General features: G+C 71.8%; 20 protein-coding genes and 1 pseudogene. 9 read left to right on the plus strand and 12 right to left on the minus strand.

Annotation, left to right across the window (positions count from 1 at the left end; all coding sequences use genetic code 11):
* The first annotated feature begins 435 nt into the window (after nt 1–435).
* Nucleotides 436–1,122 carry a hypothetical protein gene (locus tag WYO_RS10130; protein WP_007561939.1) on the plus strand — a complete coding sequence of 229 codons (687 nt, stop codon included), beginning with the start codon at nt 436–438 and terminating at the stop codon, nt 1,120–1,122.
* Nucleotides 1,123–1,157: 35 nt separating this feature from the next.
* A complete protein-coding gene (locus WYO_RS10135; protein WP_007561941.1) occupies nt 1,158–1,469 on the plus strand; it encodes a hypothetical protein in 312 nt (103 codons plus the stop codon).
* On the opposite strand, the gene WYO_RS10140 is transcribed toward WYO_RS10135, so the two are convergent.
* Complete coding sequence (locus tag WYO_RS10140; protein ID WP_007561943.1) at nt 1,470–2,219, minus strand: methyltransferase; 750 nt, start codon at nt 2,217–2,219, stop codon at nt 1,470–1,472. It lies immediately after the preceding gene.
* Nucleotides 2,216–2,440 carry a DUF2007 domain-containing protein gene (locus WYO_RS10145; protein ID WP_007561945.1) on the minus strand — a complete coding sequence of 75 codons (225 nt, stop codon included), beginning with the start codon at nt 2,438–2,440 and terminating at the stop codon, nt 2,216–2,218. The genes WYO_RS10140 and WYO_RS10145 overlap by 4 nt, the downstream gene beginning before the upstream one ends.
* 168 nt (nt 2,441–2,608) lie before the next feature.
* Between WYO_RS10145 and WYO_RS10150 the strand changes: the two genes are divergently transcribed.
* Nucleotides 2,609–3,628 carry a polyprenyl synthetase family protein gene (locus tag WYO_RS10150; RefSeq protein WP_007561947.1) on the plus strand — a complete coding sequence of 340 codons (1,020 nt, stop codon included), beginning with the start codon at nt 2,609–2,611 and terminating at the stop codon, nt 3,626–3,628.
* A 9-nt stretch (nt 3,629–3,637) separates the two neighbouring features.
* Here WYO_RS10150 and ftrA read toward each other — a convergent pair whose 3' ends face one another.
* Nucleotides 3,638–4,624 (minus strand): transcriptional regulator FtrA, encoded by a 987-nt coding sequence (ftrA, locus tag WYO_RS10155; protein WP_007561949.1) that lies wholly within the window; start codon nt 4,622–4,624, stop codon nt 3,638–3,640.
* A 104-nt stretch (nt 4,625–4,728) separates the two neighbouring features.
* Between ftrA and WYO_RS10160 the strand changes: the two genes are divergently transcribed.
* On the plus strand, nt 4,729–5,343 hold the full coding sequence (locus WYO_RS10160; RefSeq protein WP_007561951.1) for a glutathione S-transferase: 615 nt from the start codon (nt 4,729–4,731) through the stop codon (nt 5,341–5,343).
* Between the two features lie 12 nt (nt 5,344–5,355).
* Here the strand turns inward: WYO_RS10160 and WYO_RS10165 are convergent, their stop codons facing one another.
* Both WYO_RS10165 and WYO_RS10170 read right to left on the minus strand, forming a co-directional pair.
* Nucleotides 5,356–6,234, minus strand: a complete 879-nt coding sequence (locus WYO_RS10165) for an O-methyltransferase (RefSeq protein ID WP_007561952.1) — start codon at nt 6,232–6,234, stop codon at nt 5,356–5,358.
* 43 nt (nt 6,235–6,277) lie between these two features.
* Nucleotides 6,278–6,706, minus strand: a complete 429-nt coding sequence (locus tag WYO_RS10170; RefSeq protein WP_007561954.1) for a helix-turn-helix domain-containing protein — start codon at nt 6,704–6,706, stop codon at nt 6,278–6,280.
* 151 nt (nt 6,707–6,857) lie between these two features.
* On the opposite strand from WYO_RS10170, the pseudogene WYO_RS28980 reads away from it, so the two are divergent.
* Nucleotides 6,858–8,672, plus strand: a pseudogene (locus WYO_RS28980) (chloride channel protein).
* 17 nt (nt 8,673–8,689) lie between these two features.
* Here the strand turns inward: WYO_RS28980 and WYO_RS10180 are convergent.
* The 4 genes from WYO_RS10180 to glp form a co-directional block, all read right to left on the minus strand.
* Nucleotides 8,690–9,565 (minus strand): 4-(cytidine 5'-diphospho)-2-C-methyl-D-erythritol kinase, encoded by an 876-nt coding sequence (locus WYO_RS10180; RefSeq protein ID WP_007561961.1) that lies wholly within the window; start codon nt 9,563–9,565, stop codon nt 8,690–8,692.
* Between the two features lie 125 nt (nt 9,566–9,690).
* The gene (locus WYO_RS10185) at nt 9,691–10,131 is read right to left on the minus strand and encodes a type II toxin-antitoxin system VapC family toxin (protein ID WP_007561963.1); all 441 of its coding nucleotides are present in this window, start codon (nt 10,129–10,131) and stop codon (nt 9,691–9,693) included.
* On the minus strand, nt 10,128–10,355 hold the full coding sequence (locus tag WYO_RS10190; protein ID WP_007561964.1) for an AbrB/MazE/SpoVT family DNA-binding domain-containing protein: 228 nt from the start codon (nt 10,353–10,355) through the stop codon (nt 10,128–10,130). The genes WYO_RS10185 and WYO_RS10190 overlap by 4 nt, the downstream gene beginning before the upstream one ends.
* A 76-nt stretch (nt 10,356–10,431) precedes the next feature.
* On the minus strand, nt 10,432–11,673 hold the full coding sequence (gene glp / locus WYO_RS10195) for a gephyrin-like molybdotransferase Glp (RefSeq protein WP_007561965.1): 1,242 nt from the start codon (nt 11,671–11,673) through the stop codon (nt 10,432–10,434).
* Between the two features lie 146 nt (nt 11,674–11,819).
* On the opposite strand from glp, the gene WYO_RS10200 reads away from it, so the two are divergent.
* Together WYO_RS10200 and WYO_RS10205 are read left to right on the plus strand one after the other, a co-directional pair.
* Entirely contained in the window at nt 11,820–12,974 is a 1,155-nt protein-coding gene (locus WYO_RS10200; RefSeq protein WP_007561966.1) for an aminotransferase class V-fold PLP-dependent enzyme, read from the plus strand.
* 150 nt (nt 12,975–13,124) lie between these two features.
* A complete protein-coding gene (locus WYO_RS10205; protein ID WP_007561967.1) occupies nt 13,125–14,426 on the plus strand; it encodes a hypothetical protein in 1,302 nt (433 codons plus the stop codon).
* Between the two features lie 76 nt (nt 14,427–14,502).
* On the opposite strand, the gene WYO_RS10210 is transcribed toward WYO_RS10205, so the two are convergent.
* The 3 genes from WYO_RS10210 to WYO_RS10220 all read right to left on the minus strand — a co-directional run bounded on the left by WYO_RS10210 (nt 14,503) and on the right by WYO_RS10220 (nt 18,027).
* Nucleotides 14,503–15,627: a GNAT family N-acetyltransferase gene (locus WYO_RS10210; RefSeq protein WP_007561968.1), complete on the minus strand. Its 1,125-nt coding sequence runs from the start codon at nt 15,625–15,627 to the stop codon at nt 14,503–14,505.
* Between the two features lie 2 nt (nt 15,628–15,629).
* Nucleotides 15,630–16,619: a sterol desaturase family protein gene (locus WYO_RS10215; RefSeq protein WP_007561969.1), complete on the minus strand. Its 990-nt coding sequence runs from the start codon at nt 16,617–16,619 to the stop codon at nt 15,630–15,632.
* A 244-nt stretch (nt 16,620–16,863) separates the two neighbouring features.
* Nucleotides 16,864–18,027, minus strand: a complete 1,164-nt coding sequence (locus WYO_RS10220) for a glycosyltransferase family 4 protein (protein ID WP_039902677.1) — start codon at nt 18,025–18,027, stop codon at nt 16,864–16,866.
* 297 nt (nt 18,028–18,324) lie between these two features.
* Between WYO_RS10220 and WYO_RS10225 the strand changes: the two genes are divergently transcribed.
* Nucleotides 18,325–19,512, plus strand: coding sequence for a DUF1972 domain-containing protein (locus WYO_RS10225; protein WP_007561971.1), 1,188 nt, complete (start codon nt 18,325–18,327; stop codon nt 19,510–19,512).
* Nucleotides 19,509–20,753 carry a cellulase family glycosylhydrolase gene (locus WYO_RS10230; protein WP_007561972.1) on the plus strand — a complete coding sequence of 415 codons (1,245 nt, stop codon included), beginning with the start codon at nt 19,509–19,511 and terminating at the stop codon, nt 20,751–20,753. Before WYO_RS10225 ends, WYO_RS10230 begins: the two co-directional genes overlap by 4 nt.
* The last annotated feature ends 114 nt before the right edge of the window (nt 20,754–20,867 follow it).

Raw genomic sequence — 20,867 nt, forward strand, 5'->3', positions numbered from 1 at the left:
GTCTTCCGAACCGCTCCTCGATCCCGAAGTGCCGAAGCGGAGGCTTCGAAGCCGGCGTCCCGCCAGCCCCGGGTTTCCGGAGGACTTCGTCGAGGTCCCGCGATCGTCGGTCGCCAGCCAGGACCCAAAAAGGAGGCGCGCCGATCGGGCCCGGACGACGCCGCGTCGCGTGCCGGGAAGCGATCCGAACGCCCGCGCATCACCGCCCCGCCTCAAGCCGATCCCTGAAACCGCCTCGAAACCGAACCCTCCCCGCCTGCCCCCGGCACGCCCGCGCGCACTGACGCAGCCCCACCAATCGACAGGGCGGACGCGCCGCAACCCTTGCGCACGCCCCCGCAATCACGCATATACGGTGAAACAAAACAGGAACAAAGAGCGTCGCCGTAGAAAGCTGTGGATGACGCAGCTGTCTCACACCGGAACGAGCCCCGCATGCGAACCGCCGACAAGCAGATCGCCGACATCCTGGTGCGCTACGGGGAGCCCTTCGGGGGCAACGTCTGGCGCGTGCAGGGCACGGCCGTGATCTATCACAAGACCCTGGAGCGCATCGCCGCGCAGGCCGGGATCGTGTTCGATCCGCCGACCATCATCCGGGCCGAGCGCGACGAGGCCGTGCTGCTGGTGACCGGGTGCCTGCCCGGCGCCAAGGCCGGCGCGAAACAGGCCCCCGACCGGATCGAGTGGTCGATGGGCGAGGCTTTGGTCAACGTGAATTACCGCGTCTCGGGCAAGCAGGCGGCCTACGTCTACGCCATGGCCGAGAAGCGCGGGAAGGACCGCGTCATCCTCAAGCTGATCGAGCTCCACGGCCTGGTCTACTCGGAGGAGGAGGCCGACGAGTTCCGCGCTCAGCTGCCGACTGTCCGGGCGGTGGACGAGGATTTCGAGGAGGCCCAGCCCTTCGACGAGGTCACCGAGGCCGAGGGCGACCTCAAGCGCCGGATCGAGGAGGCCGAGACGATCAACGCGGTGACCGACCTGATGCTCGACGGCGCGACCCAAGCGATCCTGGCGGCGATGCCGCCCGGCACCCGCGACGAGGTCCGCGACTACGCCAAGGCGCGCCTCGTGTCCCTGGGCTGGCCGAAGCGCACCGGCCGCCGCAGCGCCGCCTGAACCCCCACACCATCCCCCAACCGCAGGAGACCGCCATGCATCGCGCGCCGAGCCGCCGTACCCTGAAGGCCCGCCGGGACCATCACCGGAACTGGAGTATCGAGACCCTGTCCTACAGCCCGACCCGGATCGTGCGCCTGGGCGAGGAGAAGGTCGCGATCCTGTTCCCGCCGGTGGAGCCGGGGGCCGAGTGGCAGCTCTACCCGCATCCCGACACGTTCCCGGGGCTCAATTTCGACGGGCTGCCCGAGCCCCTGCGCCCGGAATTTCTGGGGTTCTCGGACCTGCCCGCCGTCGAGCGGTTCCTCGGCATCGGCGATGTGGCGCCGACCGCATTGGCGGCCTGATCAGGCCGGCGGCCAGGGGGCGCCCCGGTGGAGCGCCTCGGCCTCCGGGGTGAATGTTTTCGGGTCCGGGCCATGCAGCACCAGGGGCGGCAATAGGCTTGGCGCCGCCCGGCTGCCCCGTGTCGCGGCGATCAGCACCCGGATCGCCGGGGCTTCGGCTCTGGCATGGACCGGGCGCATCGCGATCCCGCCGTAGCGGCCCTTGAGCGCCTCCAGGCAGGCCGGGAGGGCATCGGCCCGGTGGATCAGCCCGAACCGCCCCCCCGGCCGCAGGATCGTCGTGCAGGCGCGGATCCAGAGATCCAGGCTGCCCTCGGGAAATGTGTGCGCCGTGGCCTTGCCGGGATGCGGGGAGGGACGGTGGCGGCCTTCCGTGAAGAACGGCGGGTTGGTCAGGACGAGGTCGAAGCTGTCGGGCTCCAGCCCGGCGGCGCGGCGCTCGGACGCGGGGGCGAGCATGTCGGCCTCGATCACGGTCGCGTCGAGTCCGTTGAGGGCGGCGTTCGCCCGGGCCAGCCCGGCCAGATCCGGATCGCGCTCCACCAGGGTCGGGCGGCTGCCGGAATTGAGCGCCGCGCAGGCCAGGCCCACCGCGCCGGTCCCCGCGCCGACATCGCAGAACCGCTCCCCCGCCGCCGGCGCCAGCCATCGGGCGAGCAGCACCGCGTCGGTCCCCGCCCGGTGCGCCCCCCGTTGCGGCTGGTGCAGGCGCAGGATCCCGCCCAGGAATGCGTCCGGCGCGTCGCTCACGGGTCGCGCAACTCGTTGGCGAGCCCGGCATCCTTCAGCAACCGGCGGGCCTGGGGCGCCCAATCCCCCGGCACCATCAGCCGCTGGCCGAACGCCCCGATCGAGCCTTCCATCACGCTCATATGGGTGTCGGCCACCAGGACCGGGATCTCGGCCGCTTCGAGCACCGAGCGGGCGAAGCCGATCAGGACCGGGTCATTCGCGGAAATCAGCACGATCATCGCAATTCTTCGGCGGGAGGCCGGGCTTCCGGCGCATTCGTCGCGTTCGCTGCGCAGGCTCGTCGCACCATATCCCGGTGGCGCTGATGTTGCGGCGCCGCGAGGCGCGTGCGAAGGGATCGCCCGCTCCCTGCGGGGGAACCGGACTGGAGGTCGCGGATCTTGGGTATGGCCCTCTCCATCGAGAATCCGAAGCCCGAGGCCGAGGCGGGGCTGAACGACCTCGTCGCGCTGGTGGCGGACGGCATGGCCCGGGTCAACACCACGATCCTGTCGCGGACCGGCTCCGACGTGGCGATGATCCCGGAGGTGGCCAACCACCTGATCGCGTCCGGCGGCAAGCGCCTGCGCCCGATCCTGACGCTGGCCTGCGCCAAGCTCTGCGGCTATGCCGGCGACGCCGACGGCGACGTGAAGCTCGCCGCCAGCGTCGAGTTCATGCACACCGCGACCCTGCTGCACGACGACGTGGTCGACGAGAGCGACATGCGCCGCGGCCGCGTCGCCGCCCGGATAAAGTGGGGCAACGAGGCCTCGGTGCTGGTCGGCGACTTCCTGCTCGGCCAGGCCTTCCGGATGATGGTCGAGGTCGGCTCCCTGCGGGCGCTCGACATCCTGTCCGCCGCCGCCACGGTGATCGCCGAGGGCGAGGTGATGCAGCTCACCAACGCCAAGAACCTCGAGACCGACGAGGCCGCCTACCTGGCGGTGATCCGCGGCAAGACCGCCGAGCTGTTCGCCGCCGCCTGCGAGGTCGGGCCGGTCCTGGCCGGCCGGCCGAAGGCCGAGCAGGACGCCGCCCGCGCCTACGGGATGAATCTGGGCATCGCCTTCCAGCTGATCGACGACGTGCTCGATTACGGCGGCACCTCGGCCGAGCTCGGCAAGAATGTCGGCGACGATTTCCGCGAGGGCAAGATCACCCTGCCGATCGTGCTGGCCCATCGCCGGGCGAGCGAGGGCGAGCGCGGCTTCTGGCGGCGGACTCTCCAGCAGGGCGAGATCGGCGAGGACGACCTGGGCACCGCCCTCGACCTGCTCCAGCGCCACGGCGCCCTGGAGGAGACGGTGGCCCGCGCCCACCAGTACGGCGCCCAGGCCCGCGCCGCCCTCGACATCTTCCCGGACGGGCCCGTGAAGGCTGCGCTCAACGGCGCGGTGGAGTTCTGCGTCGCCCGCGCGCGCTGAAGCGGCGGCTCAGGCTGCGTCCTGCAGAGCCCTTGCAGGCCCGGTGGTGAAGCTGCGTCGGTAGGCGGTGGGCGTCACGCCCAGGAGGCTGCGGAAATGGCTGCGCAGGGCCGGCGCCGAGCCGAACCCGACCAGCCGGGCGATCTCGTCCACCGAGCGGGTCGTCTCCTCGAGCATCGTCCGCGCCTCGGCCAGCCGCTCGGCAATGAGCCAGGTCCCCGGCGCTTGGCCGGTGGCGTCGCGTACGTGGCGATGGAGGCTGCGCAGGCTGAGCCCGGCCTCGGCCGCCATGCGCTCGACCGTCCAGGTCTCGCCGAGCGTCTCACGCACGCGATCGAACAGGAGCCCGAGCTTGGCGCCGGCCCGCTTCGGCACGGGCCGCTGGACGAACTGCGCCTGGCCGCCGTCCCGATGGGCATGGACCACCATGCGGCGGGCGACCCGGTTGGCGATCTGCGCGCCGAAATCCGTCCGCACGACGTGGAGGCACAGGTCGAGCCCGGCCGCGCTCCCGGCCGATGTCAGGATCGCGCCCGCATCGACATACAGAACGTCGGCGGCGACCTGCACGCCCGGATAGGCCGCGAGCCGGTCGGTGAAATGCCAGTGGGTCGTGGCGCGGCGCCCCGCCAGGAGCCCCGCCTCGGCCAGCACGAAGGCCCCGGCGCAGATCGAGACGAGGCGAGCCCCGCGCGCATGCGCCCGCCGCAACGCGTCGAGCAGGGCGGGCGGGATCGCGCCGGTCGGGCCGCGCCAGCCCGGGATCACGATCGTTCCGGCACCGTCGAGCAGTTCGAGGCCGCCATCGGCCTGGATCATGACCCCGCCGCTGCCGCGCAGCGGCCCCGGTTCGACGGCCGCGACGGCGCAGCGATACCAGTGCGCGCCGAATTCCGGACGGGGCAACGCGAAGACCTCGACGGCGCAGCCGTACTCGAAGGTGCAGAGCCCGTCATAGGCCAGGATGACGACGGTGGGACGGCGCGATTTTGGCATGATCCCGCTGGTAATGGCCGATCGTGCCACTGGCAACGGAGGCGCGCACCGGGGACATTTCGCCTATCCGCACAGAGGGATGCGGCCAGTCTGAGGATGTCGCCATGCGCCTGATCGGTATGCTCGATTCGCCCTATGTCCGCCGCGTCGCGATCACGATGCGGCTGGCCGACATCCCGTTCACCCTCGAGCCCCTGTCGGTGTTGCGCAACATCGACGCCTTCCGCGCCCTCAACCCGGTGATCAAGGCCCCGACCCTGATCACCGAGGCCGGGATCGTGCTGATGGATTCGACGCTGATCCTGGCCCACCTGGCCGAATTGCACCCCGCACGCGCCCGCCTGATGCCCGCGACGCCGGATGCCCATGCCCGGGCCTGCCGCATCCTCGGCCTCGCCCTGGCGGCCGCCGACAAGACGGTGCAACTGGTCTACGAGCGCAACCTGCGCCCCGAGGAGAAGCATCACGCGCCGTGGCTCGAGCGCGTCCAGGCGCAGCTCGCGGCCGCCTATGCGGAGCTGGAGCGGGAGGTCGGTGCGCGGCAGCCCTGGCTGTTCGGGCCCGAGCCGCTTCAGCCGGACATCACCGCCGCGGTGGTCTGCCGATTTACCCGCAGCGTCCAGGGCGATGCGGTCTCGGAGGACGCGCATCCGAACCTCACCGCCCTTTGCGCCCGCGCCGAGACGCTGCCGGCCTTCACGGCGTGCCCGTTCCGGTAGCCGCCGGCGGCCTCACGGCGCGCGGGTGGACAACCACCAATCGCCGCCATCGTACCAGCAGCTCGCATCGGGCTTCTCGCCGAAGCGGATCGCGCGGACGGTCATCAGCGGCCCCCGGGCGAAGGCCTCCGACAACCCCTCCGTGTCAGCCTCCGGCAGGCCCTGCAGGGGGATGAAGACCGAGGGCGAGACGAACCGCGCCGGCCATGCGGCGGCACCGGCGACCTTGCGGATCAGCAGCATGCCGCCCCGGCCGTAGCGAGGCTGGAGCGGGAACAGCAGCCGCCCGTCCGGCCGCAGGGCATCGAGCCAGGCGGGCGCCGGGCGCGGTGCGCCGGCATTGACGTAGATCGCGTCGGCTTGCGGCAGCCCGTCCGACGCGCCGGAGCGTGCCTCGACCCGGGCCCAGGGCCAGGGCGCGAGGTTGCGCGCCGTCCGCTCGGCGAGGCCGGGATCGATCTCGAATCCGTGGACCTGGCCCTCCGGTCCGACCAGATGGGCGAGCAGCGCCGTGTAATAGCCGCTGCCGGTGCCGACCTGGATCGCGGTCTCACCGGGCTGGGGCGCCAGCGCGTCGAGGCACAGGGCGTGCAGGCTCGGTTGGCCGATATTGATGGAGCGGGCGGCGTCGAGAGCGACCAGCACATCCTGGTAGAGAAAGGCCGGATCGTCGTCCGGAGTGGTCACGTAGGGCGACCCGCGGTCCCGCGACCGCCAGACATTGGCAGCCAGGATCGACCAGGGACCCGGCCCGGCGAACGGCTCGCGCGGCACTGCCGCGAAGGCCTCCTCGATGCGCCCGTCGGCCGCCGCGCTCTGGCCCGCCACGAGGGACGCGTAGAAGCCGCGAAGTTTGACGCTGCGCGCGTCCGAACCGACTCGATCCGCCATCCGGTCACCCCATGGGGGAGGAAACCAACGGTCCCATTTCGCGTCAAGATGCCGCGGGTGTCAGCGCATCGGCCAGAGCCGGCGCCAAGCCGCGCAGCTCCTCCAGATGCGCGGCGGTCAGGGCCCGCAGCAACGCTTCGGCCCGGGGCGTCAGCGCGAGCTCGCTGCGCCGGCGATCCTCGCTCGACCGCTCCTTGGTCAACAGGCCGCCCTCGACCATCCGGGCGACCAGCTCGGCCGCGCTGTGCGGGGCGATCAGGAGCTGCTCGGCCAGCAATCCGACCGTCGGCGGCGCGCGACCGGCATGGCCGGCCAGGGCCAGGAGGGCCTGGTGCTGCTGGGGCGGGATACCGGCCCGGGATGCGGCCGCCTCGCTGAAGGCCAGGAAGCGCCGAAGCCGATACCGGAACTCGGCCAGCGCGGCGTACTGCTCCTGGGAGAGCAGCCCGGTCTCAGGATCGTCGGCGTCCATGGTGGTCTCCCGGCCGCTCCCGCGCGGCGCCCAGCGCACCGGCGTGCCGATCCATAGGCGCTCGCCGTCCCCGTCGCACCGTCACGCAGACCCGCGGTCATTGAATATATCGTATCACGATGTAATTAGCCGCGGGCGGATGGAGGATCGGATGGACGGCGAACCTGGGATCGAGCGGTCGAACGAAAGGCCCTTGCGGCGGGCGCTCGGCGATTTCAGCGCGGATCGCCGCGTGCTCGCATTGGCCGGGCTGGCGGTGATCACCGGCACGGCGGCCTCCGGCACGGCCTGGATCCTGCTGACCCTGATCGGTCTCGTGACCAACGCCGTCTGGTACGGCCGGCTCGACACCGCACTCACCTCCCTGGCCGGCGCCACGCCCGGGCCGTAGATGATCGCGATCCCGGTGATCGGCGCGCTGATCGTCGGCGTCATGGCGCGCTACGGCTCGGAGAAGATCCGCGGCCACGGCATCCCGGAGGCCATGGAGGCGATCCTGATCGGCGGCAGCCGGATGTCGCCCAAGGTAGCCGTGCTCAAGCCGCTCTCCTCGGCGGTGGCGATCGGTACCGGCGGCCCGTTCGGCGCCGAGGGACCGATCATCGTCACGGGCGGCGCGGTGGGCTCGCTGTTCGCGCAGTTCTTCCATCTCAGCGCGGGCGAGCGGAAGACGCTGCTGGTTTCGGGCGCCGCCGCCGGCATGACGGCGATCTTCGGGACGCCGGTGGCGGCCGTGCTGCTGGCCGTCGAGGTGCTGCTTTTCGAATGGCGGCCGCGCAGCCTCGTGCCGGTGACGGTCGGGGCGGTGACGGCGGCCTGCTGGCGCCCCGCCCTGTTCGAGGCCGGCCCGCTCTTCCCCTTCACCGACAACCCGGCCCTGCCGTGGTGGGGCCTGCCCGCCTGCGCCCTGCTCGGCGTCGCCTGCGGACTGATCTCGGGCGTGCTGACCCGGGCGCTCTACGCGCTGGAGGACGGGTTCGGCCGGCTGCCGATCCACTGGATGTGGTGGCCGGCCCTCGGCGCCCTCGTGGTCGGGCTCGGCGGCCTCGTGGAGCCCCGGGCGCTCGGCGTCGGCTACGACGTGATCCGCGACCTCCTCGCCGGGCATCTGCTGGCCGGGGCCGTGCTGACGATCCTGGTGGTGAAGGCGGTGATCTGGCTCGCGGCCCTGTCGTCGGGCACATCCGGTGGCGTGCTGGCGCCGCTGCTGATCCTGGGCGGCGCCATCGGCTGGCTGATCGGGCTCGTTCTGCCGGGGGCGCACGGGTTCTGGGCGCTGCTCGGCATGGCGGCGATGCTCGGCGGAACCCTGCCGGCGCCGCTCACCGGGGTGGTGTTCGCCGTCGAGGTGACCGGGGACGTCGCCGCCCTGGCGCCGCTGCTCGCCGCCACGATGGCGGCCTATGCGGTGACCGTGCTGCTGCTCAAGCGCTCGATCCTCACCGAGAAGATCGCCCGGCGGGGCCAGCACGTGACCCGGGAATACGGCATCGATCCCTACGATCTCGCCCGGGTCGAGGCGGTGATGACCCGCGCGGTCGAGACCCTCGACGGAGAACTCGCGCTCGCCGAGGCCCTGGCGGCGATCCGTGTCGGCGAGCATCACGCCTATCCGGTGGTCGACAGCGCCGGGCGGCCGGTGGGGCTGGTCACGCGCAACGACGCCCTGCGCTGGACGGTCGAGACGGGGGAGGGCGGCGGGCCTGACGGCACCCTCGCCGAGCGCGTCTCGGATGCCGACCTTGCGGTCGTCCATCCGGGCGACGTGGTCTCGCACGCCCTCGACGTGATGCTCTCGGCCGGGCAGGGGCGCCTGCCCGTGACCGATCCGGAGAGCGGCGCGCTGGTCGGGCTTCTCACCCGCAAGGACCTCTTGCAGGTGCGCGCCACGACGGTCCGGGCCGAGGCCGAGCGCCGGGCGTATTTCCGCCGCGGCCGGGTGCGCGCCGGTACGGCCGGGGGCTGACGGGAGCCGTCGGTCGCTCAGCGCAGGAAGGTCGGCGCCACCCACCAGCCCGGACGGGCGGCCCGCAGAGTGGCCGCCGCCCGCATGGCGGCGCGCCGGTCGGTGAACAGCGCGAACACCGTCGCGCCCGAGCCCGACATCCGCGCCAGGCGGCATCCGCCCTGGTCGCGCAGGGCCGCCAGGGCCTCGCCGATCACCGGGGCGACCGTGAGCGCCGGCACCTCCAGATCGTTCCGGGCCGGGGCGAGCGCCGCCACGAGGGCGTCGGCGCCGAGCCCTTCGGCGATCGCGGGATGCGGTGCGCCGTCGAGCCCCTGCCCGACCGCGAGGCCCAGAGCCTTGAAGACCGGGGCGGTCGGCACCGGCACGCCCGGATTGATCAGCACCGCCGGCAGCGGCGCGAGACCGAGGGCCGGGCCGATCGCTTCACCGGCGCCGCGCATCATCCGCGCCCGCGGGTCGAGGCAGACCGGGACGTCGGCCCCGGTCTCGCGCGCGGCCGCGATGACGGCCGGGTGGTCGAGCGCCAGGCCGTTGAGGTAGGCGAGCAGCCGCAGGCCGGCGGCGGCATCGGAGGAGCCCCCGCCGATCCCGGCCGCGACCGGCAGGCGCTTGACCAGATGGAACGCTCCTATCCGCAGCGACGGCACCTTCGCGGCGAGCCCGCGGGCGGCGCGCAGGACGAGGTTGTCCTGCGTCGGGCCGGCGGGGCCGGCGGTCGGGCCGCTGACGGTGAGGCCGAGCGGTGCGTCGGGGTCGAGGGTCAGGCGGTCGGCACTGCCCGCGAAGGCCACCAGGCTCTCCAGCTCGTGATAGCCGTCGCCGGCGCGCCGCCCGAGGACGTGGAGCGTCAGGTTGACTTTAGCGGGGGCGCGGTCGGCGAGCAGGGACACGGTGTCTCGAACAGGGCGGCGTGATCGGGCCTGACGCTCTACAGGCTCACGGGCGCGGTGTCCCGCAGGATGTCTGGTCCAATTCACCGCCGAAAGGTCATGGAAGCTCGATCGCGGGCGCGCGCCTACGGGGCAAATCCGGCCGCCTCGTCGGCCCAGTTTTCGACCGAAAGGGCGGGCTTGAGCCGATCGAACTCCCGGGTGTTGTTCGTGACGAGAGTGACATCGAGCGCTTTCGCGTGCGCAGCGATCCAAAGGTCGTTGTTCCCGATGATCAACCCGGTCGTCTGCAGCTTGGCGCGAAACCCCGCGTAATGCGCGGAAACGGTCTCGCCCAAGGCCACGACCGGGATCAATTCGACCAGTTTTGTGAAACCACGCAGCGCCGCGTCGAAGCCGGTCGTCGTCCGGATTTTCTCCAGGCCGAACAGCAGTTCGCCTTGTGTGATCGGCGACATGACCACGTCGCCCGGCGTCAGGTCGCGGAACCGTTCGAGCACCTGAGGAGGCCGGGCGCGGCGGATGTAGATGCAGATGTTGGTATCCAGCATGTAGCGCGGCTTCATAGGCCTTCGCGCTCCTGAGGCGGCGTGTCCTCACGGACGACCTCATCGATCGGAAGCTCAGTCAGAAGGAGGAAGGCAGCAGAGAGATCGTGCGGCCGAATCTCCCGCAGCACGATTTCATCGCCCCGTTTCAGGATCTCGACTTCGGGACCCCGGAGGCGAAACCCGGCTGGTAACCGGACGGCCTGGCTGTTCCCCGATTGGAAGACGCGGGTCCTCGTCATGCGGGCCTCCGTGTATATACCCTAAAGTATATACGTTCGTGGCGTCATGTCGATGGCGGGGGCGCCAATCCCGCCGTCACATCCCCCAATCGCCATGCAGTCGATACGGCAGGGCATCGCCGACTCGCACGGCGCTCAGATCCTCGGCCAGCTCCACCAGCCCGTCGCTGGCCGCCAGGCCGGACAGGGCGCCGCCGGGCGCCGGCACCGCCTCGGGCACGCCGTCCGCTCCGGCGCGAAGGCAGACGCGCAGGTATTCCCGCCGGCCCGGCCGCTTCTCCCGGTCGAAACCGCTGCGGACGGTCAGCGTCGGCGCCGCGTCGTGCGCGCCCGAGAGATGCAGGACCAGGGGGCGGAGCACGGCGAGGGCGGTGACGTAGGCGGCGGCCGGGTTTCCCGGGAGTCCGGCGAAGGGGGTTCCCGCCACCTGGCCCAGGGCCACGGGACGGCCGGGCTTGATCGCCAGCCGCCAGAAGGTCAGGCCGCCCGAGGCCTCGACGGCTGCGCGGACGTGATCCTCCTCGCCCACCGAGACGCCGCCGGAGGTGAGGATCAGGTCGTGCGCGGCGGCGGCCGCTGCGAGGCGCTGGCGCAGGGGGCCGGGCGCGTCGCGCAGGATGCCGAGATCGACGGGTTCGGCGCCGAGCCGCCGCAGCAGGGCGGCGAGCATCGGCCGGTTAGCGTCGTGGATGCCGGCGGGCGGCAGCGCGTGGCCGGGCGGGGTCAGCTCGTCGCCCGTGGAGAACAGCGCCACCTTAAGCGGCACCCGCAGGCGCAGCGCGGGCAGGCCGAGGGCCGCAGCGAGCGCGAGGTGGCGCGGCCCCAGCCGCGTCCCGGCCGGGATCGCGCGGCTGGCGCGGGCCACATCCTCCCCGGCCCGGCGGCGATTGGAGCCCGGGGCGAGGCCGGCCGGCAGGATCACGGCGTCGCCGTCGAGCCGGACATCCTCCTGCATCGCCACCGTATCGGTGCCCGGCGGCATCGGCGCCCCGGTGAAGATCCGCACCGCGAAGCCCGGCCCGGGATCGGCCGGCGCGTGGCCGGCCGGGACGCGGCCGCCGAGCGGCAGCCGGGTCTCGCCCGCCGGCGCAAGGTCGCCGGCCCGCACCGCGTAGCCGTCGACCGCGGCATTATCGAACGGGGGGAGATCGATCGGGGCGATCAGATCCTCCGCCAGAACACGCCCGTCGGCGCGCTCGACGGAGACCGACTCGATCCCCGACAGGATCGGCAGCCGCGCGCGCAGCAGCGCCACCGCCTCGGCGACCCGCATCGGCGCGGGCCCGGCATCGAAGCAGTCGCGGCTCAGGCGTCCCATCGTGACGCGATATCGGTCTTGGGCAGGGAGCGGGTCGGCACGGTTGCCTCGCGGGGCTGTGGCCTGCCGGCTTGCGGCATCGGGGCTGAGCGATCAAGTCCGGACCATGGCGGCTTCCCGCGCGATCTCCTACGGTCCCGGCCATCATGCCGCGCGTCGAACCGATTCCCAGCCAGCGCCACCTGTTCGAGGTGCCCGCGGATGTCGCCTACCTGGATGCGGCGGCGTGGTCGCCGCTGCCGCGGGCCGTGCGGGCGGCGGGGGAGGCCGGGATCCTGGTGAAGAGCCAGCCCTGGACCTTTCCCCGGACGGCGATCCCGGCTCTCGCCGAGCGGACCCGCACGGGGGCGGCGCGGCTAATCGGTGCGGGCATCGACGACGTCGCGATCGTCGGGTCCGTGAGCCACGCCATGGCGATTGCCGCGCGCAACCTCGCCCCCGCGCCGGGCGGCCGGCTGCTGCGGGTGGCCGATGAGTTCCCGTCCCTGCGCTACGCCTTCGACCGGCTGGCGGAAGCCCATGATCTCGTCGTGGAGGAGGTCGCCCGGCCGGCGGACGGCGACTGGACGGCGGCTCTGCTGGCGGCCATCCGGCGCCCGGCGGCGAAGCCCCTCGCCGTCGCCACCCTGACGCCCCTGCACTGGACCGATGGCGGCCTGATCGATCTCGACCGGCTCGCTCCGGCGGTGCGCGACACCGGCGCCGCCCTGGTGATCGACGCCACCCAGGCCGTCGGGGCGATGCCGGTGGACGTCGCCCGCTGGCGGCCCGACTTCCTGGCCTTTCCGACCTACAAATGGGCGCTCGGCCCCTACGGCGTCGCCTTCCTGTACGCCGCGCCCGGCCGGCAGGACGGGGTGCCGATCGAGGAGCATACCGGGAACCGGTCGCCGGTGGCCGGAGCCCGACGCTACGATCGCGGCGAACTGAACGATCCCGTGGCGCTCTCCATGGCGGCGGCGGGCCTGGACCTGATCGCCGGGTGGGGCGTTTCGGCCGTCGCGGCCAGGCTGCGCGACCTCACCGACCGCCTGGCCAAAGGCGTCGCGGGGCTGGGCCTGGCCGTCGCGCCGGAGCCCCTGCGCGCGGGTCATATCCTCGGGGCACGGCTGCCCGGGGGCCTGCCCGGAAATCTGGTGGATCGTCTGCAGGAGGCAAACGTTTTCGTGAGCGAGCGGTCGGGGGCACTGCGCCTGAGCCCGCATGTCTGGGCCGATGCGGAGGATGTCGCCCGCTGCGTCGGCGCACTCGCACGCGTGCTCGGCCGCGGCGCCGGAGACCGAACGGACGCGCAGGGTTGAGAGTTTCCGGGCCATGCCCGGGCGAATGCGGATGCCGTCCCGGACACCGCCCCTAGATGACCGGATCGAAGCGCGGCCGTCGTCACCGGAAGAAGGCCGCCCCACACCATCATGCCGAGACCGATGCCGCGACCCGGTGAGACCCTTTCCATGCCGGCCCGCCGCCTGAACCTGATCGCGACGGCGCGCGCCGGCCTTTCCGGACGGTTCGCCGTGATCCTCTCCGGCGAGCTGATCCAGAGCCTGTTCCACTTCGCGCTGAACATCCTGCTGGTGCGCGAACTCGGGGCGCACGATTACGGGCTGTTCGCGATCGTGTTCACGGTCGGCGCGGTCGGCATCACCTATATCCGCGCCCTGGTCGCGGTGCCGGCGACGCTCCACCTCGCCCGCAGCCTCGGCCGCCCGGCGGCGCTAGGCTACGACGTGATGTTCGGCTCCGGCGCAGCCCTGGTCTCCGTGCTGATGGCGCTCGCCACCTCCGTGGCGCTGATCCCGGTGATCGGCCTCGGCGCCCTGGCGGCCGGGGCGTTCGTGGGCCTGTACGGCTTCCGCAGCTACCTCCGGATCGTGCTGCTGGCGCGCGGGCGGCCGCGGATCGCGGGTCTGAGCGATCTCGTCTACGCCGTCTGCGGTGCCGCCTTCGTGTGGCGCGGGGTGAGCGGGGAGGGCGCGGCCCTGCTCGACCGGGCGTTCCTCGCGATCGCGCTGGCCCATGCCATCGCCATCGCGGTGGCCTACGGGGCCCTGCGGCAACGCTTGCGGATCTCGCTCCACGCCCGGGCGCGGGCGCGCTACCGGGCGATCTGGCGGACCCTGGCCTGGTCGCTCGCCGGCGTCACCAGCCTCACCGTGCAGGGCCAGGGCCTGACGCTCCTGTTCGCCCTGCTGGCCGGGCCGGCCGCCTACGCGCCGATCGCCGCGACGCTGGTGCTCTACGCGCCGTTGCGCATCCCCACGAGCGCCTTGATGAACATGGTCCTGCCGGAGATCAGCGGCCTGCTGGCCGCCGGGCAGGTCCAGGCCGCCCGCCGGCTCGTGATGCGCCACGTCCTGCTGATCGGCTGTGCCTGCCTGGTCTACGGGTTGGTCATGGCCGCGACCCTGCCGCTGATCGAGCAGGTCCTGTTCAAGGGGCGGTTCGCCGCCGAGCCCATGGGTTGGATCGGGCTCGGCGTCTGGGCCGTCGTGACGACGTCGCTGCTCTACGCCATCCCGCGCGCCTATCTCGAAGCCTCCGCGGCGTTCCGGACGATCACGGCCGGGGCCGTGGCGAGCGCCGCGTTGGGCTTCGCCCTCATGGTGCCGCTCCTGCTGCTGATGCCGCCGGACACGGCCCTTCTCGGGCTTCTCGCCTCCGAGATCGCGACGCTGATCTGGTCGGTGGGGGCGTTTCGGGCGTCGTCGCGGGGCGGGCGCGGCGCGGGCGTTTCGGCGACGGGATCGCCCTAGCGCGGCCGCCTGGAATCGTCGGGATGCTCAGCGCCCCGACGGGACCCTTTCCTCTCAACCAGCACGGGTCTGCCAGTCACGCCGCCGCTTCGGCCGCGTGCGTCGCCGCGTCGTCCGCCTTGCCGAAGCGCTGCTTCAGGACGTGCCCGGTGCGGTCCACCAGATGCGCCGCCGCCCCCTGCGGGGTGCGACCGCCCATCATCGAGGCGAGGGTCAGGCTCTCGGTGCCGAAGCGGCCCTTGAAGCCCTCGTCGCCGCACAGGAAGTCGACCGTGTGCAAGCCCTGGTCGATCGACCACATGATGTAGTCCATCATCAGCACCATGCCGGGCGATCCGCGCTCGAAGGCGGGGTCGTAGGTGGTGACGAAGGCCATCATCGTGCCGGCCTGGACGAAGTTGATCGAGACGGCCACCAGCGCGCCGGCGCATTCGAGCACGAAGGCGTGCAGGAGTCCGGTCCCGGCCAGCACCTCCACCATCGCGGGCAGCGCCTGCGAGCCCTCGTCGTAGAAAGCCGTCGAGGGCAGGTTGTGGGTCGCGAGCCACGCGCGCTTGAACTGGGTGAGCTTGTCCAGAACAGGCCCGAGCGGTTCCTCCGGGCCGAGCAGCCGGAAGGTCAGCGGGCCGTGCTCGCCCAGGGATTTCTGGCCCCGCCGGTAATTCTGGCGGGTCTTCTTCGATTGCGCGTCGAACCAGGCCTGCCCGGTCGGCCAGGGGCCCCGCACCCGCCAGTTCGCCTCGTCGCGGTGGTTGAGGCGCAGCCTCGTGCTGCCCGAGATTGGGGTGAGCAGCGCCCGCGCGGCGGCGTCGGGCAGGAGCCGGTTGAGATAGGCGAGGTCGAAGCCGCCGGCCCGGCTGGCCTGCTGCCACATCCGCCGGACGAGCCCGGCATTCGTGCGGTCCGCCAGCAAAGCGTCGCCGAAATCGGAGCAATCCTTGGCGGCCCATTCGAGCACGCGGAAGCCCTTCCGCCGCACGGTGGCCAGGGGCAGCACGCCGACCAGGGTGTCGCCGCGCCAGGCGAGCACGATCGCCAGCGCCCGCCGTTCGCGGTCGGGGGCGCTGGCCCACCAGGCCGAGATCCAGGGATGGCTCTGGAACACCAGGGCGCCGCTGCGGCGCCACAGCGCGGTCCAGGCCGGCCCGACGGCGGCCAGCCGCTCCGCGGTGCGGACGATCTCGAAACGTTCAGGGGACATGGTCAGGCGCCGGAGCGAGGCTGGGCGGGGATCCCGCGCAGGCGGCGGACCTGCCGGGCGATCCGCCGGCCCATCTTCTTGAGAGGAAGCACGTAGAGACCCGAGAGGGATTGATAATCGGCGACATCGCGATCGACCAAGCCGAAGGTGAAATCCTCGTTCGGCTCCGGGACGTGGAGGGTGCCGAACAGGCGGTCCCAGAACGAGAACAGCAGCCCGAAATTCTTGTCGTAATGCTGCGGCGCCGTCGAGTGGTGGAGCTGGTGCCAGTGCGGGCAGAGGATCACCGCGTTGAGCCGGCCGAACGAGATCTTGAAATGGGTGTGGCGCACGAAGTCCATCATCAGGATGTTGCGCATGATGTAGACGTTGATCCCGAACACCGTCAGCTCGACCGGGTTCAGGGCCAGCAGGCTCCAGATCCCGAAGCAGATCCCGGGGATCACCCCGTCCCAGGCCCGGTTCATCAGCTCGTCGAGGGGGTGGACCCGGTCCTTGGTGATGCCCACCATCACCTCGGCCGAGTGGTGGACCTTATGGAGCTCCCAGAGGAACGGGTAGCGGTGCTGGGCCGTGTGGTAAAGGTAATAGGACAGGTCGTAGGCGAGCAGCATGGTGAGGGTGAACAGCACCACGGTCACCGGCCCGGGCTCGCCGAAGATCGGCTGGTCGATGCCGAACAGGGTGCCCAGCACCCGGTTGGTCGCGTAGCCGACCGCCACCACGAAGGTCACGCCCGCCGGGATCAGCAGGAACGGCATGATCGCCTTGCGGGTGACGTAGAACAGCAAATCCGCCCGGGCGGAGGGGTGGGTCATCACCTCGTGCGGCAGCGCGAATTCGAAGAACTCGGCAAACGAGTAGCGTTCCGCGGTGCGCAGATACGCGATCAGCGCGCAGCCGAACGCCGTCGCGAACAGCAGGCCGGCGGCGACCAGGTTCTCGGCCGAGACCCTGTCGATGATCCGCGTGATGAACTGAACGACATCCATGACGAGTCGTTTCCCTCCGCCAGCCCGGCTTGCACGCCGACGGAAACCGCCGGATTCGCTTGAGACGCTCAACGCGCCGGCGCGGCGCTGCGCGCGTCTCGGCATCGTCGGCGACCTGCGCGGCGGCTATTATCGTCGCGCGGTGCTTACCGAATTTGACAGTGCCGGTGATTGTCCACCGAAGATCGAGCGCGGACAAAGGCCGGTCTCCGTCCTGTATAGGCGCGGACCGAAGACATGTTGGTCAGGCCGCCGGGCGCGCGGTCCGTTCTGCGGCCACCGCCGTCTCGGGGCTCCGGGCGCGCCGCAGGGTCGCGCGCACCATGGCGTCGATCCCCTCGGCGGCCGAGGCCTCCGAGAACAGGGCCTCGTAGCGTTCCCGGGCCGCCCGGCCGAAGCCGCGCCAGCCGGCCGGGTCGGTGGCGATTCGGGCGAGCACCGTGGCGATCGGCTCCGGGCCGCCGGGCGGCACGATCCAGCCGGTCTTGCCGTCGGCCACCACCTCGGGAAGGCCGCCGATATCCGTGACCAGCGGCGGCACGCCGTAGGACATCGCCTCGATCGCCACCCGGCCGAGCGATTCCGGACGCTGCGAGGGCATCGTCACCACGTCGGCCCAGCGGTAGAGCGCGGACGGATCGTCCACGAAGGGCTGGAGGGTAACCTGCTGCGACAGGCCGGTCTCGGCGATCCGCGCGGCCAGCGCTTCCTCGCGCGCGGCGTCCTCGAAGGCGCTGCCGACGATCTTCAACTCGATCCGGCTGCGGATGGCCGCCGGCAGGGACGCCAGCGCCTCGACCAGCACGTCCTGGCCCTTGATCCGGCTGATTCGGCCGAGCATCAGCACCCGCAGGGGCCGCGTGCCGTCGTAATCCCGCCCGTTCGGCTCCGCCGGTCCGGCGATGCCGTTATAGACCACGCGCGCCGTGGCCTCCGCGGGCAGGGCGTAGGCGCGCTCGGTGGCGCGCGAATTGAACACGACGTTGGCGCCGCTCCAGCGGATCAGCCCGCGCAGGACCTTCAGCACGGCGCCTTCCGGGATCTCGTGCACGTGCACGATGCTGCGCCCCGGCAGCAGGCGGGCGGCGAGCAGGTAATCGGCCACAACCGTGGTGTTGATGTAGACGAGATCGCTGTCGCGGATCCGCCGGAGCGCCCGGGCCACCGCGAAGGGCAGGGCCATCATTCCCAACGTGGCGAGGCGGGCGAGGTTCTTGCGCCGCAGGATCCACAGCGGCTCGATCACGATCGCGTCGGCATAGGGCTCGAGCGCCGCCACGATCGGGCCGCGCCGGGGCAGGACGATTTCGATCCGCGCGGTGGGATGGGCGGCCCGGATGGTCCGCACCGTCTCGATGAAGCAGCGATCCGATCCGTAGAGCTCGAAGCCCTGATGCACGCAGGTGATGCGCGTGACCGGCGCGCTTCCCGCTTGGCGCCCGAACGCGAACGTGCCGGTCGTCCCGGTCGCTCCCGAATCGGTGGCGGTGTCGCGCCGCAGGGCGGGGGGCGCATCCGGCCGCAAAGCCGAGGGACGCGGTGCCACGCCGCCGCCAACTGGGCTAGAAGATGAAGCCAGTATCGAACTATCTACCATAAGATGAAAACTTATCGATCTATAACAACCGAGGGTTGTATCGCCTATTTAGGCGACCGTTATTCCTGCCGCTGTACAATATGAACCGATAACAGGAAAGGAAGAGCCGTGCCCGTCGATGCGCCCACACTACTTATTCTTGGGACGCGCGGGATTCCGGCCGCCCATGGCGGCTTCGAGACTTTCGCGGAACGGCTTGCGCTGCATCTCGCCAGTCGCGGCTGGCGGGTCGGCGTCTATTGTCAGGCGGAGGTCGAGCGGGTGCGGGACCGGGTCTCGACCCGGACCTGGAACGGCATCACGCTGATCACCGTGGAGGTGGCCCTGCGCGGTCCGGCCGCGACGCTGGCCTTCGATGCGTTCTGCGTGAAGGACGCGGCGACGCGAGGCGGCGTCTGCCTCGTCCTCGGCTATAACGGCGCGGCGTTCCTGCCCTACCTGCGGGCGCGCGGCGGCCGGATCCTGACCAACATGGATGGAATCGAGTGGCGCCGGCCGAAATGGCCGCTGCCGGTGCGGGCGTTCTTCTACGGGAGCGAATGGATCGCGGCCTGGTCGTCGCAGCGGCTCGTGGCCGACCATCCGGCCATCGCCGACCATCTGGCCCGCCGCCGCCCGCGTCGCGCCATCGCGACGATTCCCTACGGGGGCGATCCGCCGCCGGCGAATCTGCGGCCACCGCCCCTGGGGCTCGAGCCGGGGCGCTACCTGGTGTCGATCGCCCGCATCGAACCCGACAACAACATCCTGACCCTGGTCGAGGCGTTCTCCCGCAAGCCCAGGGGCATGCGGCTGGTGGTGCTCGGCACCCTGAAGGTCGGCAACGCCTATCACCGCGCCGTCGAGGACGCCGCCGGGCTCGAGGTGCTGATGCCGGGGGCGATCTACGAGCCGGAGATGGTCCAGAGCCTGCGCGTCCACGCGCGCGCCTATCTCCACGGCCACACGGTCGGAGGCACCAACCCGTCGCTGGTGGAAGCCCTGTGGGCCGGCAACGCGGTGATCGCGCACGACAACCCGTTCAACCGCGGCACCGCGGGCGAAGGCCAGTTCTACTTCACCGACGGCGACAGCTGCGCCGCCGCCATCGAGCGGGTCCTCACCGACGAGGGTGCGGTCGCGGCCGCCCGGGCCGCGGCGCGTGCCCAGGCCGAACGGTTCCGCTGGGACGACGTCCTGGCCGCCTATGAGGACGAGCTGCGCCGGGTCGGCGGCTACCCGCGGCTGCCGACCCCGGATCCCCGTCTCAGGGCCCATGCAAGCCCGCAGCGCGCCACGGCCGGGACGGAGGGATGAGGGCGAGCCGGCGGTCCGTGCTGGCCGGTGGGCTCGCCGTCGCCGGCACGGGCGCGCTCCCGGTCGTGGCCGCCCCGGAGCCGCTTCAGCTCCGCCGCGGCATCGCCCTATGGCCGTGGTTCTCGCTCACCACCGAGTTTCCGGCGCCGCGGACCGATTATGCCTGGCCGCCGTTCCAGGCCGACCGCCCCGTGCCGAGCCGGGACGACCTGCGCCGGCTGGCAGAGCTCGGCTTCGACTTCGCCCGGCTTCCGCTCGATCCGGGGCCGTTCGTGGCGTTCACCGGCGCGCGACGGGCCGAGCTTCTCGGCACCCTGTCGGATGCGATCGACGCGGTGCTGGCGACCGGGATGCGCGTCCTGCTCAACGTCCAGGCGAACGCCGCCACCCACCATTCCACGCCGGGCGCCTTCTACGGCTCCGAGCAAGCGCCGCTCTATCCGGCCTATCGCGGCCTGATCGCCGAACTGGCCCGGCTCTGCGCCCGGAAGGGCCCCGACCGGGTGGCGCTGGAGCCGGTGAACGAGCCGCCGCAGGCCTGCGGAGCGGGCGCCTGGAACCGGGTTCAGGCCGGGCTCCTCACCGCCGCGCGCGACGCCGCGCCGGACCTGACCCTGGTGGCGACCGGCGCCTGCGGCAGCCTCGTCTCCGGGCTGACGGCCCTCGACCCGGCAAGCTTCACGCGGTTCGCGCCGCTGCTCTACACCTTCCACTTCTACGAGCCGTATCTGTTCTCCCACCAGGGTGCGACCTGGCTCACCGAGGAGCCGTTCTACCGTTGGCTGAATGCCGTGCCCTGGCCGGGCGCGGCGGCACGATTGCCCGAGACGCTGGCAGCAATCCGGGCCCGCATGGCGGCAGACCGTGCCGTCTCGCAGGCCGAGAAGGCCCGGGATTTCGCGGTGATCGAGGCGAAGCTGCGCGAATACGGCGCGGCCGATCCGGGCCCGGCCTATCTGGCGCAGGCGATGGCTCCGGTCTCGACCTGGGCCGACCTCTACGGGATTCCGGCCCGGCATGTGCTGATGGGGGAGTTCGGGGCGCTGCGCACCGATTCCCGGTACACGGCATCCAGGCCCGCGGATCGCGCGGCCTATCTCGGCGATGTGCGGCGCGCGGCCGAGCGGGCGGGCTTCGCCTGGTCGTTCTGGAACCTGTTCGACGGGCTCGGCCTGATGGACGATGGCCACGCCATCGATCCGGCCCTGGTGGCCGCGCTCGGGCTTGGCAGACGTCGCTAAGCGGGTTCGCTCAGACGTGTTTCCTCCTACTCTCCCCCCTCATCCTGAGGTGCCGGAGCGCAGCGGAGGCCTCGAAGGAGCCTTCCAGCCTGCCGCGCGATCCCTGGAGGGCTC

This window comes from Methylobacterium sp. GXF4 (assembly GCF_000272495.1).
Classification (GTDB): domain Bacteria; phylum Pseudomonadota; class Alphaproteobacteria; order Rhizobiales; family Beijerinckiaceae; genus Methylobacterium; species Methylobacterium brachiatum.

Excerpts from the sequence above, each read along its gene's own strand:
- WYO_RS10215 (WP_007561969.1), bottom strand. The coding sequence starts at position 16,619 with ATGGATGTCGTTCAGTTCATCACGCGGATCATCGACAGGGTCTCGGCC.
- WYO_RS10185 (WP_007561963.1), bottom strand. The coding sequence starts at position 10,131 with ATGAAGCCGCGCTACATGCTGGATACCAACATCTGCATCTACATCCGC.
- WYO_RS10205 (WP_007561967.1), top strand. The coding sequence starts at position 13,125 with ATGCCGGCCCGCCGCCTGAACCTGATCGCGACGGCGCGCGCCGGCCTT.
- glp (WP_007561965.1), bottom strand. The coding sequence starts at position 11,673 with ATGGGACGCCTGAGCCGCGACTGCTTCGATGCCGGGCCCGCGCCGATG.
- WYO_RS10190 (WP_007561964.1), bottom strand. The coding sequence starts at position 10,355 with ATGACGAGGACCCGCGTCTTCCAATCGGGGAACAGCCAGGCCGTCCGG.
- WYO_RS10165 (WP_007561952.1), bottom strand. The coding sequence starts at position 6,234 with ATGGCGGATCGAGTCGGTTCGGACGCGCGCAGCGTCAAACTTCGCGGC.
- WYO_RS10170 (WP_007561954.1), bottom strand. The coding sequence starts at position 6,706 with ATGGACGCCGACGATCCTGAGACCGGGCTGCTCTCCCAGGAGCAGTAC.
- WYO_RS10230 (WP_007561972.1), top strand. The coding sequence starts at position 19,509 with ATGAGGGCGAGCCGGCGGTCCGTGCTGGCCGGTGGGCTCGCCGTCGCC.
- WYO_RS10200 (WP_007561966.1), top strand. The coding sequence starts at position 11,820 with ATGCCGCGCGTCGAACCGATTCCCAGCCAGCGCCACCTGTTCGAGGTG.
- WYO_RS10150 (WP_007561947.1), top strand. The coding sequence starts at position 2,609 with ATGGCCCTCTCCATCGAGAATCCGAAGCCCGAGGCCGAGGCGGGGCTG.
- ftrA (WP_007561949.1), bottom strand. The coding sequence starts at position 4,624 with ATGCCAAAATCGCGCCGTCCCACCGTCGTCATCCTGGCCTATGACGGG.
- WYO_RS10135 (WP_007561941.1), top strand. The coding sequence starts at position 1,158 with ATGCATCGCGCGCCGAGCCGCCGTACCCTGAAGGCCCGCCGGGACCAT.
- WYO_RS10130 (WP_007561939.1), top strand. The coding sequence starts at position 436 with ATGCGAACCGCCGACAAGCAGATCGCCGACATCCTGGTGCGCTACGGG.
- WYO_RS10210 (WP_007561968.1), bottom strand. The coding sequence starts at position 15,627 with ATGTCCCCTGAACGTTTCGAGATCGTCCGCACCGCGGAGCGGCTGGCC.
- WYO_RS10160 (WP_007561951.1), top strand. The coding sequence starts at position 4,729 with ATGCGCCTGATCGGTATGCTCGATTCGCCCTATGTCCGCCGCGTCGCG.
- WYO_RS10145 (WP_007561945.1), bottom strand. The coding sequence starts at position 2,440 with ATGATCGTGCTGATTTCCGCGAATGACCCGGTCCTGATCGGCTTCGCC.